The 17,217-nt window shown below is 51.0% G+C and carries 13 protein-coding genes, 1 pseudogene and 1 riboswitch; of the genes and pseudogenes, 2 read left to right on the top strand and 12 right to left on the bottom strand.

Annotated elements, in window-relative coordinates; translation table 11 throughout:
• Positions 1-383 precede the first annotated feature (383 nt).
• The 3 genes from PUR_RS05410 to PUR_RS05400 form a co-directional block, all read right to left on the bottom strand.
• Complete coding sequence (locus PUR_RS05410; protein WP_179034358.1) at positions 384-1,346, bottom strand: helix-turn-helix transcriptional regulator; 963 nt, start codon at positions 1,344-1,346, stop codon at positions 384-386.
• 223 nt (positions 1,347-1,569) lie between these two features.
• Entirely contained in the window at positions 1,570-2,271 is a 702-nt protein-coding gene (locus tag PUR_RS05405) for a hypothetical protein (RefSeq protein ID WP_179034357.1), read from the bottom strand.
• A 175-nt stretch (positions 2,272-2,446) separates the two neighbouring features.
• Positions 2,447-3,148: a M50 family metallopeptidase gene (locus PUR_RS05400; RefSeq protein WP_179034356.1), complete on the bottom strand. Its 702-nt coding sequence runs from the start codon at positions 3,146-3,148 to the stop codon at positions 2,447-2,449.
• A 169-nt stretch (positions 3,149-3,317) separates the two neighbouring features.
• On the opposite strand from PUR_RS05400, the gene PUR_RS05395 reads away from it, so the two are divergent.
• Positions 3,318-3,803, top strand: a complete 486-nt coding sequence (locus tag PUR_RS05395) for a hypothetical protein (protein ID WP_179034355.1) — start codon at positions 3,318-3,320, stop codon at positions 3,801-3,803.
• Positions 3,804-3,854: 51 nt separating this feature from the next.
• Positions 3,855-4,559 (top strand): AIM24 family protein, encoded by a 705-nt coding sequence (locus PUR_RS05390; protein WP_179034354.1) that lies wholly within the window; start codon positions 3,855-3,857, stop codon positions 4,557-4,559.
• Between the two features lie 137 nt (positions 4,560-4,696).
• Here the strand turns inward: PUR_RS05390 and PUR_RS05385 are convergent, their stop codons facing one another.
• The 9 genes and pseudogenes from PUR_RS05385 to PUR_RS05345 form a co-directional block, all read right to left on the bottom strand.
• The gene (locus tag PUR_RS05385; RefSeq protein ID WP_269474701.1) at positions 4,697-5,152 is read right to left on the bottom strand and encodes a Dps family protein; all 456 of its coding nucleotides are present in this window, start codon (positions 5,150-5,152) and stop codon (positions 4,697-4,699) included.
• 278 nt (positions 5,153-5,430) lie between these two features.
• Positions 5,431-6,375: a ribokinase gene (rbsK, locus tag PUR_RS05380; protein WP_179034353.1), complete on the bottom strand. Its 945-nt coding sequence runs from the start codon at positions 6,373-6,375 to the stop codon at positions 5,431-5,433.
• A 43-nt stretch (positions 6,376-6,418) separates the two neighbouring features.
• Positions 6,419-7,705, bottom strand: coding sequence for an MFS transporter (locus PUR_RS05375; RefSeq protein WP_179034352.1), 1,287 nt, complete (start codon positions 7,703-7,705; stop codon positions 6,419-6,421).
• A 157-nt stretch (positions 7,706-7,862) separates the two neighbouring features.
• Entirely contained in the window at positions 7,863-8,321 is a 459-nt protein-coding gene (locus PUR_RS05370) for an RpiB/LacA/LacB family sugar-phosphate isomerase (RefSeq protein ID WP_179034351.1), read from the bottom strand.
• Between the two features lie 111 nt (positions 8,322-8,432).
• Positions 8,433-9,434: a LacI family DNA-binding transcriptional regulator gene (locus PUR_RS05365; RefSeq protein WP_179034350.1), complete on the bottom strand. Its 1,002-nt coding sequence runs from the start codon at positions 9,432-9,434 to the stop codon at positions 8,433-8,435.
• Positions 9,435-9,548: 114 nt separating this feature from the next.
• Positions 9,549-10,718: pseudogene (locus tag PUR_RS05360) on the bottom strand (potassium/proton antiporter); the annotation flags it as partial.
• Between the two features lie 62 nt (positions 10,719-10,780).
• Positions 10,781-13,447, bottom strand: a complete 2,667-nt coding sequence (locus PUR_RS05355; RefSeq protein ID WP_442953766.1) for a discoidin domain-containing protein — start codon at positions 13,445-13,447, stop codon at positions 10,781-10,783.
• Positions 13,448-13,499: 52 nt separating this feature from the next.
• Positions 13,500-14,999 carry a glycosyl hydrolase gene (locus PUR_RS05350; RefSeq protein ID WP_179034349.1) on the bottom strand — a complete coding sequence of 500 codons (1,500 nt, stop codon included), beginning with the start codon at positions 14,997-14,999 and terminating at the stop codon, positions 13,500-13,502.
• 199 nt (positions 15,000-15,198) lie between these two features.
• On the bottom strand, positions 15,199-17,097 hold the full coding sequence (locus PUR_RS05345) for a glycosyl hydrolase (RefSeq protein ID WP_179034348.1): 1,899 nt from the start codon (positions 17,095-17,097) through the stop codon (positions 15,199-15,201).
• 12 nt (positions 17,098-17,109) lie between these two features.
• Positions 17,110-17,193, bottom strand: a riboswitch (cyclic di-GMP riboswitch).
• Positions 17,194-17,217: the final 24 nt, after the last annotated feature.

Here is a 17,217-nt window from a genome sequence, read left to right as displayed (position 1 = left end):
TGAATAAAATAAAAACTCTCCAAAAGTCTGTAGAGAGCACCGAACCTGACATTACATGAAAGCATTAACCTAACATTGCATGAAAGAAATGCCGCTTTAAACCGGCAAAGGTGTTATATTTAATGACTTTACTATATATAATCTGCCCCGACAAGAATAAATTTTGGAAACTCGGACTATCCTTTTTTTTCAGTTTGCATAAACTTACATGCGGTTACATAAAAAAAACACTCAAGAAGAAACGGCCGCGCCGTCCTGTTAGGAGCTTAAGCTTCCGAAGTGGCGGTACGAGTATCGCTTTTAGGTATCGTTTCTCGTAGAAATATAAGACAAATGATAAGCGCGAAGCTTATACTTTCTTATATTTTAAAAAAATGACTGCGCTATTTATACAGCGACAGCCACTTCTCAATTCGATAGCGGAAAACCTCCCGGTAATGGGAGGGCTCGATAATTTCCGCTTCCTCTTTAAAATTTGCCACCCATTCAATGAACTCCCTGTCCCGCTCAAGCGACACTTCAAAACAGGCGTATTTGCCCTGGGGTTTCATTTTTACAGGTGCGATTTCCGGCTTGCCCCGTTTGATTTCTTCCAGTGCACTGTCAGAAAATCTAACCTTGAACTCCACCCGGAGGCTGTCTTCCTCCACGGACCACTTCTGCTTCGTGAACGCCTGCAAATTGAACGGTTCTTTGGAAAAAGCCCTGTCCAGCAGTTTAACATTCGTCAGATCATGGGTGTGAAAGCTGCGAATGCCCTTGAAGCTGTGACAGTAACCGATGAGATGAAAACGATTGTCCAGCGGAACCAGGTAGTACGGATCGATCTCAAGTCCGTTCTCCTCTTGTGAATTATCGCAGTAATCGACGCGAATGCTTTTTTGTTTCAGCACAGCGTTCAGAATATGAATCAAATGGGGCTGTTCCGTCCCGGCATCGTACCGCTCCAGCCAGAAAGAACCGGCTTCTGTTTTGGCGCTTTCCATATTCTCTTCCCTATCCGCTCTGTATTTATATTCGGCCGCCATCAGCTTTTCATAGGCGCTCTCGAAGCCTTCGGGCAGCCAAGGTTTAATCTTATCTATATTGACGCGAAGCTGCGAAAAAGCGGCCGCTTCTTTCGATGACCAATCCAGGGGATACAGCGCAAAATTACCGATAAAAGCATATCCCTTCCCGTGGCCCATATGGGTAATTGGAATATGCATGGCGCTCAAGGCATCCATATCCCGATAAATCGTTCTCTCACTGGTGCCGCAGCGCTCAGCCAGTTCGCGCGCCAGAATGCCGGGCTTGGCCTGAACGAGCGTAATAACACGCATCAGACGAATTAATCGGTCTGTCATATTAACTACTCCTTGCCAACATTAGTAAAATAAATTCGTCTTTAAGCCAGATTCGGATATATGCACTATACCAATCAATAAAATTCCATATAATGGGATATGTAATAGAACTATTTTACTATTTTAACACAAATAATAGTGTATTTCTAAGTTTATCCCTAAAAATAATAAGTATAAAGACTCAATAAAATATTAGGTATTAATCCCTATATTCATTATCAATTCAACCGCTTGCATATTGGGATGGGCTGTTTTCTTCCAAGCATGGACTCGTCTTCCGTTCGCTCTGCATATAGAGCGACTCGGCTTCCCGCGTAAGATCGGTATCTCCGGAACGTACAGCCAGCAGCAGCAGCTTGTCCGCATGACGCCGCAGCTTCTCCCGGGCTTCAGTCTGCCGCCCGTCAGCGCTCAGAGACAGAGCTTCCGCAATGGACTCCTCCACCATCAGCAGTTCCCTGTGCTTCTCCACGTAAAAAGAGCAGACCTCATCCATGCATCCGGTGTGGCGGCTGTATTCCAGCGTCAGCTTCTGTACAGGCAGTTCGCATCCGCGTTCACCTGTCTTCTGCCGGTACCGCCACTGGAGCCAGAGCATTTCATACCGCCCGGCCGCTCGGGGTTCCAAATCAAAATCCAGAGCGATATACTTAGTCTGCCCGGCACGGATTGTCCCCAGCGGGAGGAGGAGCGCCCGGTCTCCGCTGTCCGCCTTACGGCAGCCGTGCAACCCGGTCAGGTTGACATGGGGCTCAAGCCATATTTGCAGCTCAATATCTCGCGCGGCCACTGTATGAGACTTCTTCCGCCCGGTAATCGGCTGTGCGGTGCCGCGCCATTCGATGAGCAGAATGGCTTTTTGCGATTTGCCGGAAAAAATGCAATCGCGGCTCCACGTGTAAACCGGTTGAATGCTGGCATGCATGATTTCCACCTCTTTCTTTTTTTGGGTCTTCTATATAATGTACCAATATTGGCGGACAGCTCCTTGTCATGGAATGTATGTTCGGTTTGATATTATCGACAAAAAAAGAGCAAATTCACCCGAAAGTAAACCGCTCTTGGAGAGCAACCGCTATAAATTGCATAAATGCATTGAATTATTTCATTCTTCCCTGAAGGTTTTCTCTTTCCCGCCCAGGACGCGCGGATCGAAAAAACGAACCCAGCGCCCGCTTGGCGCAAAGCAGCGCAAAGAGAAAAAACAAAGCCGCCCAAATCACAGCCGGCATTCCGGTAAGATGGGCCAGATTGGCGGCATCGCCCGCCCGCGATGGCGAATAGAGGGCTGCCGAAACCAAATAGAGCGTGCCGGCAACGGATTCCTCCAGCGTCAGAAAAGCCAGAAGCAGATAGTAGAACTTCCGGACCCCTTTTCCAAGGAACAGCATGACGATATTAAGCCCGGCAAATCCAGCCAGCCATAGCATGCCAAAGCCGCTCCGCACATAGAGCACAAGCATCACAAGCGCAATGCCGGCCGCCAATATAAGTCCCCATTCCTTGCGGCCTCTTGCATACAAATAAAAGAGCAGAAGCGCAAACAGCGAAGCGGAAGGATAACCTGCGAGCGACACCAATACCGAGCGGAATCCCGCCTGAACGGCCGAGTAAGTAACCCCGCTGTGATCTGCGTACAATTCAATCCGCAGCACCTGCCCCGACAGGAGCAGTGTAACGAGCGCATGGCCGAATTCGTGGATCATCGTATCCAGATTTCGAAACAGGCTGGAAAAAGGAATCCATCTTGTCAGCAGGGCCGAACCGGCCAGAAACAAAATGGTCTTCAGCCAATTGTTCAAATGAGATCAACCCCTTTACAGGTCCAAAGTATAAGGCAAATACCGCTTCCCTACAACAAAACGATGGGCGGAGGGCGTCTTTTGCCGCAATCTGCCCGGATGCTGACATGTTATAATCAGTATAGTAGTATAGAAGAAACCTAATTACATGTCAGGCGGTGATCAACTTATGAAATCAAAGTTTCCCTCGCTGCCGCGCCTGATGGCCGCCTTTATTTTGATGGCTTCCATTTTTTATACCCTTCCGGCATCAGCCGCCCAAGCAAATGTATTCAGCGATTTGTACCGCGGGCTGGAGCAATTCTCCGAGCTGCCGGATCAGGTTGACGAGCTGCAGGAAAGCTATCATCAGACTGTAAACGAGCTGGAGCAGACGAAGGATCAGCTTGGACAAACTATAGATCAGCTGGATCAAACTCAAAATCAACTGCAAACGTACCGCAGCGAAAATGCAGCTCTGCAAGAACAGAATCGGCAGCTTACCGCGTTAGTCGATGAGCTGAGAGACGAGCGCGCCGCCCGTGAAAGCTATGTGCACCGTCTTAAAGTGACCGTACTTACAGGGCTCGGACTGATTGCGGGTTATTTTATACTGACCAGGGTCATCCGCCTCAGCATGCGCAGCCGTTCCAGCAGAGGAGACAGAATGCGTTAATACACAGGTCCGGCGAAGGATGCCTAGACGATTAGGAAGGAGTGCGACACGGTGAACGCGGAAGTCCAAGAGAAAGGAAACTCCTCAAGCGGCCAGGCTTTGACGTTCACGCTGGAGGAGAATGAGGAAATTCATGTGCTGCATCCGCAGCAGATCATAGCCTATCAAGGGCCTTCATCCGGACGGGCCGACCGGTTTATGGATGTAAAGGGAATGTACCGCAAACGCAAGCTGATCCGGGCGGATATGACCGGTCCATGCCGGTTCACGGCGGCGCTGCCGCCGGGTTACCGGGTCAAAACGGTTAAGCTGGAGGGCAAGGACGACCTGCTCTATGACTTCAAGCACCTGTTCTATTACAGTAAAGGAATCGCTATGCAGACCCGTGTCCTTAGCGTAAAAAATATGATCGTGACCCGGGATATCGTCAAGGTCAAATTCTCCGGCAACGGCAGCATCGGCATTCTGACGGAAGGAACCGTATGCGAAGCATCTCTGGACCCGGTGGAGCCTTTGTATGTCGATGCGGGCAGTGTGATCGCTTATCCAGAGAATGCCCGGCTGGAACTGACCGTCTACGGAAATCATCTGGCCAGCCAGCATATGAGCTATCACTGGAAAATGACCGGCAGCGGGCCTGTCCTCTTTCAGGCCGGCCGGCAGAACCGCAGGTTTGAACAGGAGAACCATGAGGACGGCATTCTCAAGCGGTTCCTGAGGGAAGTTCTTCCCTTCGGCGGCGTATTCATCAAGTAACCGCCTCCGCAAAAGAGCGGCGGCAAAACAAAATGGCCGGTTCCAGTCAGAATCATGACTGGAACCGGCCATTTGGCGCTGTTAAGATGCTGGGGAATACTTGAATCTTCCAGCGCGAAGCCGGCCGTTATACGTTCTTAGCCGAGGTAAGCGTTCAGCATCCATACATGCTTCTCGACACTTGTCCGGATACCGATGAACAGATCGCCTGTCGGTTGATCGCCGGACTCCTCTGCCAGTGTAATGCCGGCGCTCAGCTCTTGTGCGAGAAGCGCGTAATCTTTGGCCAGAGCCGCCACCATTTCCTTGGCGCTCTCGCCGCCGGTCGCTTCCTGCAGGCTGGACAGAGCCAAATATTCTTTCATTGTGGAAGCGGGCTTGCCGCCGATCGCCAGCAGACGTTCCGCCACAGTATCCACATATTCAGCAGCTTCGTTATAATACTCTTCGAATTGGCTGTGAAGCGTGAAGAAGTCCGTACCGGTAACAAACCAGTGGTAATGATGAAGCTTAATTCCCAGCAGTGTCCAGTTGGCAGTTTGACGGTTCAATGTGGCATGCAGTTCGGTTTGAGTTTTCAGATCAGTACTCATGATTCATTCCTCCCGGTCTTTAAAATATTTTAATATTTAGACTTATTCTAAATCTATATTTAATTTAACATAGATCTCTCCGTTTTGCAATCCGTTAACCGTATTTAATTGGTGCATATTTTACCACGATTATCTTGGAAGGAACTGTTAATTCGGTCACACCCGTTTCCCTTTTCCTGTTGCCTTACAGGCGGCAACAGGAAAAGGGGCCCCGTGAGGAACCCCCTTTCTTTCGTCATCCTTTATATGAATACCGTGAAAAGTTTGCCGGTTTTCATTTATTTTACCGATTGCCCGCGCTCTATGGCATTGGCTTCTTCGATAAGAGCCCGAACCTCCTCCCAATAAGGTATAGATGGTATGGCTCCTTTGCGCGTCACACATATCGCTGCTGCTGCGCATGCCCAATCGACCGCTTCCTGGGTTGTTTTACCTTTAACAATGGATGAGGCCAGCGCGCCGATGAAGGTATCTCCCGCCGCTGTCGTATCGACCGCGTTAACTTGGAGCGCTTCCCTAAAATACTCACCGTTCCGGTCCAAGTAAATGACCCCTTGTTCACCCAAAGTCAGTACTACAGCATTTCCGCCCAGATCGAGAAGGCGCTGCGCGGCCTGAACCGCCTGTGCGCGATCCTTGGCCTGTAATCCTGTAAGCGCTTCCGTTTCATGCTGATTTACAATCAGAAGATCAATGGAGGGAAGGATCGTCACCGGAAAATGCTCAACGGGCGCCGGATTGGCCAAGACTTTCACATTTCTGGCCCGCGCTTCTTTGATAATGTAGACGGAAACCGCCCATGGGATTTCGTTTTGCACGATTAGTGCCTTTGCCTGATTCAGTTCCGGCATGAGCGGCAGCAGATCGGCCTCGCTTAATTTCCCATTGGCCCCCGGCGACACGATAATATGATTATGGCCCGCGCCGTTAACCGTTATAAACGCCAGCCCCGTTAAACCTTCCTTTACGATGATCCGTTCCGTATTCACGTTCTCGCCATTTAGCAAGGCCAACAGTTCCTCGCCGTAGGAGTCGGTTCCGACTGCGCCTGCCAGGGTGACTTGACTTCCCATTCGGGATGCGGCAACCGCCTGATTCGCCCCTTTTCCGCCGGGTCCGGTCTCCGTCTCCAGTGCAGAGATGGTTTCGCCGACTGACGGATGCCTTTCCACTTTGTTAATGATATCCATATTAATGCTGCCTACTACAAGAATATCGCCCATCCGATTCTCACCGCCGTTCCTTTCTTTTATGACCAGTCCCTGTTTAAGCGTTAATTTCCGCCGGGTTTGTCGAGACTGGTATCTCTTTCGTCGCTTTTGTCTTAAGCAGCATAGCCAGCAAGCCCGATGACACCAGACAGACAACCAAGAATACTTCTCCCATGATGAAGCTGCCCGTGGTGGAGATCAGGTAGCCGACAATATACGGGCCGATGAAACCGCCCAGATTTCCAATCGCATTGAACGTGCCGACTGCAACGGATAATACGGAATCGGTTAAATATGAGGTGACGGCCGACCAGTAGACGCCATAGCAGAACATGAAGCCCAGACACAGACTCAGAAAAGCAATCGACAGGACAGGATGACTGCTGCCGGCCAGAATGGAAATCAGCAAACAGATGCCGCCGGATAAAATCGGGATTGCGATGTGCCATTTATAGTCTCTCGTCTTATCGGAGTGCCGGGAGTTCAGGATTGAACCGAACATCGCGCAAATCCAAGGGATGGCCGTAAGGAGACTCGTTTTCATCATGCTTCCGTCGGAAACCGACTTAATCAATTTCGGCAGCCAGAGTCCAAACCCGTAAAACCCGATTTGCAGCAGGCAGAATACGAGCAGCAGCACAATCACGTTCCGGTTTTTGATGGCCTCCTTAAAGCTGCCTGTCGTTTTCTTAATCTCCTGTTTTTCACTTTCCAGTGTCTTCTCCAGGTATTCGCGTTCTTCTCTCGATATCCACTTCGCCTTGCTCGGCGATTCATCAATAAAGAACCACCATATGAGTGCAAAAATAATCGGCGGCAGACCTTCAAGTATAAACAACCATCTCCAGTCCAAATAAGTAAGAATCACACCGGACAGAGGAGCCGCGATGATCGATGCCGCAGGAATACACAGGTACCAGTAACCGTTCGCCCTTGCTCTTTCGCTTAAAGGAAACCACTTGGTCAGCAGGATCATCGTTGCCGGTGAAACGCCGCCCTCGGCAAAGCCCAGAAGAAATCTTATGATCAACAGCTGCGATAAGTTCTGAACAAAACCCGTCATTACGGATAAGAGGCCCCAAACCAGGAGCGAAATCATGATGAATTTTTTGGCGCTCCATTTTTGGGCCAGCAGTGCGCCCGGCACCTGAAGAAACATGTACCCGAAGAAAAACACGCCTGCCGCAAGTCCGGCATAGGTTGAGCCGATGCCTAGATCCTTCTCCATTCCAAAGAAGGCGAAGCTGATATTGTTCCGGTCCAGAAAGGCTATGGTATACATTAAGAAGGCAATCGGAATGATTCGCTTCCACCGCTGAGCGGGTATGCTTGGATAAACCATATTGAAGTCCTCCCTTGTATTTCTGTAATCTCCAATTAATTAAAAGCGCTTACAAATATGGTTTTAAAAAACCGCATCCTATTCCGTTCCCATTTATATATTATAATTGAAAACCGCCGGATCGCATTCTCTTTGAAACAGCCAGTTAAACGATTAACTACTTGCCGGTGAAAAGCGTCTTTTCCATATCGTGAAGCTTCTGAACACGTCTTCGGCAGTCCTCATCCGTACTGAACTCCGCTTTCAAAAAATGCTCAACAAGATCCGCGGCCAACCACGGGCCGACGATTTTGGCGCCGATGCACATCACATTAACATCATCATGTTCGACGGATTGATGTGCGGAATGGATGTCATGGCATACCGCCGCGCGTATTCCGGGTATTTTATTCGCCGCTATACTGGCCCCAACGCCTGTTCCGCATACCAATACGGCTCTATCCGCTTTTCCTTCAAGGACTACCCCGCATACCTCCCGTGTAATATCGGGAAAATCAATAGGATTTTCATCATAACAGCCATAATCCGTAACTTCATGGCCCAACGATTGTATAGCGCTTATAATGCTGCTTTTCAAAGAGAAACCTGCATGGTCGCCGCCTACTGCTATATTCATTTATTCTTCATCTCCCCGAATTTTTTAGTTAATCGTTTAACTGATCATAAAAATTAATCATCTTTGTTCCTTAAGGAAGCCTTATCCGTCCATACTCATTCCTCCCTTGGTTCAACATCCACAAGACTTCCTAGCTATGAGTGAAGGATTTAAATAAATCTCTTGTGGCTCGCTCTGGTTTCCGGTTTTAATTCTTTGCATAATCAGCTGAGCGACACGCTCCCCCTGCTCGTAGTCCGGCTGCCGGATTGCGGTTAACGGGGGATTGGCGATCCGGGCCCAATCGGGATCATCAAAACCGACAACGGCCAAATCGCCCGGCACGCTTATGCCGGCATCATGAAAGAAATGATAGGCGCCAAGCGTCATGAAATTATTTGATATGAATACAGCTTCGGGCTTCATGCTCTCGCTCATGAAATCCCTCATTAAACTGTATCCGCTTTGCACATTGAAAAGACCTTCTTTAATCAATTTATTATCCACTTCCAAACCGTACTCGTTCATCGCCTGCTTGAATCCCTTTAAACGGTCTCTTCCAGTGCTTATGTAAAGAGGTCCCGTAATGATTCCGATTCTGCGGTAGCCGTGTCCAATTAAATGCTCAGTCGCAAGATAAGCCCCTTTGACATTATCCGTTGTGACGACATCCGAAATTAACGGAGCCGGGCAGCGGTTCAGAAAAACAAGCGGAACATCGATATCGGCCATTTCTCTGAAAAATTGCTCGGTATCGCCTGAAGAAGACACAATTAATCCGTCGATTCTCTTGCCAAGCAGAACCTTTAAGTATTCTTTTTCCTTATCGATATTGGAATCGGTATTGCATAGCAGAACATTGTAGCCTTCCTTGGCCAGCGTATCTTCAATGCCTCTTACAACCAATGAGAAAAAAGGATTGGTAATATCCGAAATCATTAATCCGATCAGCCGCGATTCTTTAACCCGAAGACTTTTAGCCACATCATTCGGAACATAGCTCAGTTCCTTCATCGCGGCAAAAACCTGCTTCTTCACTTCGTCGCTTACATATTTCGTTTCATTGATAACATTGGAGACGGTGGCGGTGGATACCCCGGCTAACTTTGCAACTTCTTTTAGTGTCGCTTTCACGCATCTCTTCCAACTCTCTGTTAATCGTTTAACCGCTTACATTTCCATAATACCAGCAATCTTTATTTTGTCAATATGAATATTTCGCCTGTTCCGTCAACGAGGGCCTTTCGCTTGTGAACCGGCCAGCTTAAGCTTCATTGCGAGCGGCGAGATGGTCGTTCCCTGAATGACGGCCGAAGTCAATACGACGAAAAAGACTACGTTAAAGAACATCCTGCCGTGCTCTAGCCCGGCCAGCAGAGGGTACATGGCGAGAACGATCGGAATGGCACCCCGCAATCCTGCCCAGGAGATGAGCGTTTTTTCGGGAATGGAGTATTTAAAGAAGATAAGGCTTAAAAATACGCCGACCGGCCTTGCCACCAGCATCAAAATAAACGATAGCAGCAGCCCCTCCCAGGCGATATTCGCCAGTTCCTGGGGGAACACCAGCAAGCCGAGCAGAATGAACATGAAAATTTGCATCATCCAGCCAAATCCGTGATTGAAGCTCATGATCGTACGGTGATAGGTAAGCTCGGAATTTCCGAGGACAAGCCCCATCGTATATACCGCAAGCAAACCGCTGCTGTGCAGCAGAGCGGCCGAGCCATAGGTCAGCACTGCAAACCCGAAGGCCATAACGGGATAAAGCCCGGAGGAATCCAGGTTGATCCGGTTGATTGCCTGAACGGTGATTTTGCCCATCGCCAGGCCTACGAACAGGCCGATCCCCATCTCCCATATAAAAGACAGCAGCAGACTCCATACCGCGGTATCCGGCTGGTGTATCCATTCGATCAGCGACACGGTAAGAAAGACCGCCATCGGGTCGTTGCTGCCCGACTCCGCCTCCAGCGTCGAAGTTAAACGCTTGTCAATATTTTTGCCGCCCAGCACGGAGAAGACCGCCGCAGCATCCGTCGATCCGACGATGGCCCCGAACAACAGCCCTTCCGCCCAGGAAACATCCAGGACCCATGTGGCGAACAGCCCTACTACGGCGGTTGTCACCAGCACACCCAAGGTGGAAAGCGCCAAAGAGGGACCGATAACCGGCCTTATATCCTTGAAACGTGTCTGCATGCCGCCCTCAAACAAAATGACGACGAGGGCGAACAGGCCCGCAAACTGAGTTAATGGCACATTATTGTAGTATACAAATCGGCTGAGAATCATACCGACGGCGATAAACAGGACCAGAGACGGCAACCCGAAACGCGAAGAAAATTTGGTTGACAACACCCCTACCAGCATGAGGGCAGCCAGCAGCATAATGATGGAATCGGCCTGATGGGTCATCTTGTCGATCACGCCCTTTCCAGGAATATCGGCACCGCCAATTCAAGCTCCGGCGTCTTCGCCTACTCTCTCGAATATATTTGCAATTCATGGATGGACCAGAAATTCCCGCCGGCTCCGGTCTGAACGATTCTGATATACCTCCCCCTTGCCGGAGCAAAAGGATACATGTTGTTGTCCTTTCTTCCCCTGCCCGAAGCAATCTGCTGCCAGTTTTGCGCATCTTCCGATACATAAATGGTGTACACCCTCGGATAATCGTAAGGCGACTTGGAGGTGTCCATTTGGACGGCCTCCATGGTATGTGAGGTTCCCATGTCAATCTGAATCGTTTCGCCGGAAGTCATATTTTTCCCGCTATCCCACCGGGTACTTGGATCTCCGTCGATCATATAAAAACGCTTTTTTGGGCTCTGATTCATATTGTCCGAGACCTGCCACCCGGTCCGGTCCAGCGGCACAAGTCCGGTAGCCGTAATTTGCGCCTTCGCCGACAGCAGCGTTTTGCCCGTTACCCGCACCCCGTAAGTGTAAAGAACTCCCTCTTTCAGCGCACGGTCGGTGTAAGAAGTGGTTGTAATCTTAGAGGCGATCTGTTTCAGTTCACTTTCCGCACCCTCCGCGCGGAGCACATCATAGCCGGTTCCGGGAGATTCCAGCCAGTTCAACTGTACGGAGGTCCCTCTGACGGCGGTGGCAGTCAGGCTTTTGGGCGCTGCTTCTCCTACTGCCGAGGAAGGCTGCAAAATATATTGAACCGCTTCTCCCGGAGCCAGCGTTTCCGTAAAGGTAAGATCAGGTCCTGCTTGCAGCCCGGTCACATAGCGGCGCGCTTCTTCATACGTGTCGCCGTCTCCGAAACGTTCTCCCTCGTACGCCGTTTGCTTGGGCATGTTGACTTTGACGCTTACGGTCTGCGGCGTGTTCTCGAAGTTGACGAAGTTCACCAGCACTTTGTTCGAGGTCGCGTTGCTCCCCGCGAGCGGAGCCAGCTTGGATGTATCCACGGCCCGGACGTATACCAGCTTATCGGCGAGCATGCTTTTGTTCAGAAGACTGTAGGTAAGCGGAGCGCCGTGAGTCGCATAGGCCAAGCTCATTCTGCGCATGATGCGGACGCGGGAATCCTCGCCTTCTTTCGTGTAGTAAATCTCCGTCTTGGCCGGATCATGAGTTTTCAGATTGACGTTTTTGAACTGAAACAGACTGAAGTTGTAGAAAAAGGCGGCGTGCTGCACGAACATATCCGCATAACCAATATGGGCTCTCATAATCCGGTCGAATACCGCTGACGTTCGCTCCTTCGCCCCATAATGATAATCGTCCACATGGGTGTCGGAGGTGCCGAACTCTGAGACCAGCATTTTTTTGGGAAGTCCGTCATTCGAGCCTTGGAACGTCTTCAGGTTCTCGGTAAAGCTGCCGCCGTTCTTGGCGACGTAAGAGTCTCCGTAAGAATGTCCGTTCGTCAGATCGGTAACCTTCTCCAGCTCCAGCCGCTGCGCCGAATCGCGTTCCCAGCCGTCCGGATCGCCGCATTGCTTGACGTCTCCCCTCTGGTTTCCGCAGGAATCTTCCTTGTATGTCGGCCAATACGCCCAGCCGGGAGCAACCGTCTTGAGATGGGGCGCGATTTGTTTGCCCTCCTTGTTCAGCCAATCGGCAATCGCCAAATTGACCGCTTTGGAGCGGTTAAACAATCCGGGTTCGTTGTCCACCTCGTAATACTGAAAATAAGAGCCGTATTGCTGAAAATAATCGGTCAACTTCTTTTTCGCGCTTTCCGGCAAAGATCCGTCGCTGTTCAGCTTGATATCCCCGGTGTACAAATACAGCGCAACCGACTGCATATTGTAATCCTTAAGCACTTTATAGTAATTCTCCAAATCGGAACGGGAAAAACCTACATCGCTGGCGCCGCCCGTCCGCATAATATTGCCGCTATAGGCCACGCCCAGCCATTTCATAATGTACGGCAGATGGGTAGTGGCGCCTGTATCAAAATAAAACTGCTTGTTGGCGACCATCGTACCCGTAAGCACGTAACTGCCGTGAATCGGCTCGCTGATCGGGGAATCCAGCGACCGCAGGCTGAGATCGTCCCACGTCAACCATGAATATTGGTCCTCCGCATTCGACGCATACAGGGAACGGGCCGCTTTCAGCTTGAGCTCATTATTGCCGACCTTCAGTTGTTCCTTAGGAATATACAATTCGTATGTTTTACGAAAATCGTATTCGCTGCCCGTTCCCGCAACGCCAGCGATCTGAATAATCCCCGACAGCTGGCTGTTGGAGAAAGCCGCCATCTGCGGAACCGATTTATAGGCATCGAGAACGCTGACCTGCAGCAATACCCCGTTTGCGGGAATTTTGTTCAAGCTATACGATACGCGCAGTTCGGGCAAGCTTTTGCCGTTAAGACCGGAAGGCACTTTTTTAAGCTCCCTCGTGTCAAGCGTCGACGTATCCATGCTGACGGTGCTCGCCGCGGACGAAGAATCCTTAGGCGCGAACTCGCCGGCCGATTCATTCCGGCTGCCCAGCTGCCAGATTGTTTTCCCCGGCGGGGCAACGGGCGCTGTCTTATACTCGGTGGAAAGCTTCGGCATACCGGTTTCTTCCGCGCCTTCGTTCCCAAAAAAAGAGACAGACAGCAGAAATAAGATGATAAATCCTGCAAGCTTTAGAAGTACGGCTAAGGGTTGAGCTTTTCCTGGTTCTCTCATTTCCTGTCCTCGCTTTCTCAAGGAGTCCGACTTCCCGGTTGGGACTCATTGTTCAGTCGGGTAGAAAAAGCACTTTCGGGGGAATGACCTCTTCCGGCCGCCCCGGTCCTTGCCAGAGCAGCTTGATATCGGCTTTGCCTTTGTTCTCGAAGTACTCCACTTTGATGTCGTAAAAAGTGTTCTCCTTGAATTTGATAGTTCCGGCTCTGGCAACATCGTTCTGAGGCACCCAGCTGTCGATGATAAGCTTGCCTCCGATCCAAATTCGCACACCGTCGTCGGACACCGCTTTGATCGTATAGGTCCCGGTGCCCGGAGCTTTGAGGCGGCCTTGCCATCTCACGGAGAAGAAGTTCGTGTCCACAGCTTCTCCAGGCGCCCCATCCTGCCAGCTCAAGTCCAAATTGGCATCGGTCTTGCTAATAACCGGCTTGCCTTCCAGTTCCTTGTTGGCAAAGTAATCTCCCCGCAGTCCGTTGCCGGCGGCTACAGTCTCCTTATCCAGCAATTTGATAAAATCGTCTCTGGACAACGTGTAGTCAGCGTTCATAAAGCTGCTGATGGTTTGTTTGCTGTTATTCTCGGTCAGCATTTTCCCCCAGGTCATCACATAGACCCATTTGTTCTGGCTCTTGGCCAGCACCTGGGGATCGGGCAACTCGCCGCTCTCGCCGATGGCAATCGGCTTACCGTCCGCAAGCTTCAGCAGACTGTCGTAATACGACTGTTGAAAATCATTATTGTAAATATCCGCTGCCAGGATATCGACTTTGTCCGCACCCGGATAATAGGATGCGTAGGCGTCGGCATACCCGTTGGGTGCATTCGGATTCCATACCCAGAGCAGATTGTTTAATTTATGTTTACCCACAAATCGGTCATACATAATATCCCAAAGCGCCGAAAAATTATTTTTCTTTCCCCACCAGAACCAGTCGCCGTTCATTTCATGGTAAGGTCTCCACAAAACGGGGACTCCGGCGCTCTGCAACTGCTTCAAATACACAGCGGTCCGATCCAGATCGGCAATCAGGCTATTATACTGGTCCGTGCCGGGAGTAACATAGGCGTCGAACTCGCTTTGGCTCAGACTCATGGAGACATTGGACCAGGCCGGAGAGGTGCCGGGAAGATTTTCATGAAAGGTCATGGCTACGATCCCGCCGCTTTTGTGCCAGTTGATGGCGCTTTGCACAACCGCATTCCGCTGACGGTCGATCGTGCCCTGCGACTGGCCGTTGATGGCTCCAAGCTCGTAACCGTGAAGCACGGCATATTTGCCGGTAGCCTTCTCGAGCTTGTTATTGAATTCATCCGGGCTTTCCAGATAATCGTGCTGGCCGGATATCAGGCTCTTGCCGCTTAAGCCCGCCAGGTAACCGAGCAGATCCCGCGCCTCCGCCGAAGCCGACGGATTGACGGGAACGGACGGCGTCTGAATTACAGACTTGGGCAGGGTTTCGGAGTTGATCCAGGGCAGCAGGGACATGATCAGAATCAAAGGTACAACTGTAACGAACAACCGATACTTGGAGGATTTGTTCAAATTCATCTTCCTTTCTTAAGCCTGGATTGCCGCCGGAGAAGCCGTCTTCCCAAATGAGGGAAAGACGGTAATTCCCCAAATGGGGCTTATAGCTTAGAAGCCCTGCTGTAAAAAGCAGGGCCTGGCAAGGCTTAAATGAACAGAATGCAATTGTAATATGGATAAGTACCGGCGGTCACCCGCGAGGACTGCCGTAAAAGATATATCAAAGAGAATCGGAAAGGTAAAACGCGCTGGCAGGAACGGTTTCCTTGATCTGGCTGCTGCTTTCCCACATCAGACGGGCTTTGGCGCTTCCCGTATTATCGTAATATTCAACTTTAATGTCGTACAGTTTCCCGGCTTCCAGGTCGATTCTTCCCTTCCGCTCTACTCCGTACTGAGAGGACCAGCTGGTAATGACGGCAACTCCGTTGACCCATACTTTAATCCCATCATCCGAGCTTGTATAGAAGGAATAATTCTCGCTGTAAAGAGGCTTGATTTTGCCGCTCCAACGGACGGAGAAACGGTCGGGACCGACTGTACTGTCCGGCGTTCCTGATCCCCAGTTGAAATCGATAGCCGATTCTTCCCGCACCAGTGCAGGCGTTCCGGAAAGCTGCACGTTGGCAAAATATTCGCCCAGAAGACCGTTGCGGGGCTGTGGCGCAGTCTGGTCAGAGTCTTCCGGCAGCGTCGAGTTTCCTGTGCCCGAACCTTCGCCTGTCAGCTGATTTGTTGGCGTCGGCGCGGGTGTTGGTGTCGGCGCGGGTGTTGGGCTAGGCGACGGTGTTGGCGTCGGAGTTGGGCTCGGCGTCGGCGTCGGAGTTGGGCTCGGCGTCGGCGTCGGACTTGGCGTCGGTGTCGGGCTCGGCGTCGGACTTGGCGTCGGTGTCGGGCTCGGCGTCGGACTTGGTGTTGGCGTCGGTGTCGGACTTGGCGTCGGACTTGGTGTTGGCGTCGGTGTCGGACTTGGCGACGGCGTCGGTGTCGGGCTTGGCGACGGTGTTGGCGTCGGACTCGGCGTTGCGCTTGGCGATGGGCTTGGCAACAGCGTTGGCACCGTATACGAAGCCATAGCCGTAATAATCTCATCGCGGGTTAACGTAAATCCGTTGTTCAGAAAGCTCTTGATTGTAGTCGTACTGTTGTTATCGTAAAGCATTTTGCCCCAAGTCATCATAAAGACCCATTTGCTCTGCGATTTGGGCAGCATTGCAGGATCGGGCATTTCGCCATTCTCGCCAATGGCAATCGGCTTGCCGGCAGCCAAACTGAGCAGGTCGTCATAATAACTCTGTCTGAAATCCTTGTTGTAAATGTCCGCCGCCAGAATATCCACTTTATCCGCTCCGGGATAAGACTTGACGTAAGGATCGGCCCAGCTGTTCGGAGCATTCGGGCTCCACACCCACAACAGGTTGTTCAGATTATGAACATTGACAAAACGGTCATACATAATATTCCAGAGGTCGGTGAAATTGCTCTTCTGGCCCCACCAGAACCAGCCCCCGTTCATTTCGTGATAAGGCCGCCACAGAACGGGCACTCCCGCATCGCGCAGGGTTTTCAGCGATACCGCCACTTTGTCGAGTTCAGTAATCAAACTTTGGTACTGCGTAGTTCCAGGCGTAACATACTTGTCGAAATCGGCTTGGGACAGCGACTTCTGCACATTGGCCCAAGTGTAGGTCGTTCCGGGTAGATTCTCGTGAAACGTCATGGCGACGATGCCGCCGGCCTTGTGCCATTTGATTGCGCTGCTCACGACATTTTGCCGGAGCCATGTTACGGCGCCGTCCGTTTGGCCGTTGATCGCGCCAAGCTCATATCCGTGGAGAGCCGCATATCTGCCGCTCGTTCCCAGAAGCTTGTTGCTGAATTCGTCCGGGCTTTCCAGGTAATCGTGCTGACCGGTGATGATGCGGGTTCCGGAAATGGAATTCAGGTAACTCAGCAGCTTGACCGCTTCGGGTGAAGCATCCGGGTTGACAGGCGCTGCGGGCGCAGCAGCCGCTGAAACGGTCGATGCACTTCCTCCGCCCAGAAACGGAACAAATGCCAGGAGCAGAGACAGAGATACCAGCATGCAGAACAATCGATACATACGATGAGCTTTCAATTTAATCTTCCTTTCGGTGGCCAGGCTGCCTCTCTGAAATCAAGAGGCCCTGTGGCTTTGCGTCCCTACCTCGCGATAGGTTTGCCTTTGTCGTATTGGAAGGCTTAACCTTCTACCGTA

The sequence above is a fragment of the Paenibacillus sp. URB8-2 genome (genome assembly GCF_013393385.1).
Taxonomy (GTDB): domain Bacteria; phylum Bacillota; class Bacilli; order Paenibacillales; family Paenibacillaceae; genus Paenibacillus_AQ.
The sequence above is the reverse complement of the archived record's forward strand: the minus strand, read 5'-3'. Positions and strand labels throughout refer to the sequence as shown.

Bases quoted from the DNA above. Each gene is read 5' to 3' on its own strand.
- PUR_RS05385 (WP_269474701.1), bottom strand. From the start codon at position 5,152: ATGAGTACTGATCTGAAAACTCAAACCGAACTGCATGCCACATTGAAC.
- PUR_RS05370 (WP_179034351.1), bottom strand. From the start codon at position 8,321: ATGAATATAGCAGTAGGCGGCGACCATGCAGGTTTCTCTTTGAAAAGC.
- PUR_RS05410 (WP_179034358.1), bottom strand. From the start codon at position 1,346: ATGACAGACCGATTAATTCGTCTGATGCGTGTTATTACGCTCGTTCAG.
- PUR_RS05395 (WP_179034355.1), top strand. From the start codon at position 3,318: ATGAAATCAAAGTTTCCCTCGCTGCCGCGCCTGATGGCCGCCTTTATT.
- PUR_RS05355 (WP_442953766.1), bottom strand. From the start codon at position 13,447: ATGAGAGAACCAGGAAAAGCTCAACCCTTAGCCGTACTTCTAAAGCTT.
- PUR_RS05350 (WP_179034349.1), bottom strand. From the start codon at position 14,999: ATGAATTTGAACAAATCCTCCAAGTATCGGTTGTTCGTTACAGTTGTA.
- rbsK (WP_179034353.1), bottom strand. From the start codon at position 6,375: ATGGGCGATATTCTTGTAGTAGGCAGCATTAATATGGATATCATTAAC.
- PUR_RS05375 (WP_179034352.1), bottom strand. From the start codon at position 7,705: ATGGTTTATCCAAGCATACCCGCTCAGCGGTGGAAGCGAATCATTCCG.
- PUR_RS05405 (WP_179034357.1), bottom strand. From the start codon at position 2,271: ATGCATGCCAGCATTCAACCGGTTTACACGTGGAGCCGCGATTGCATT.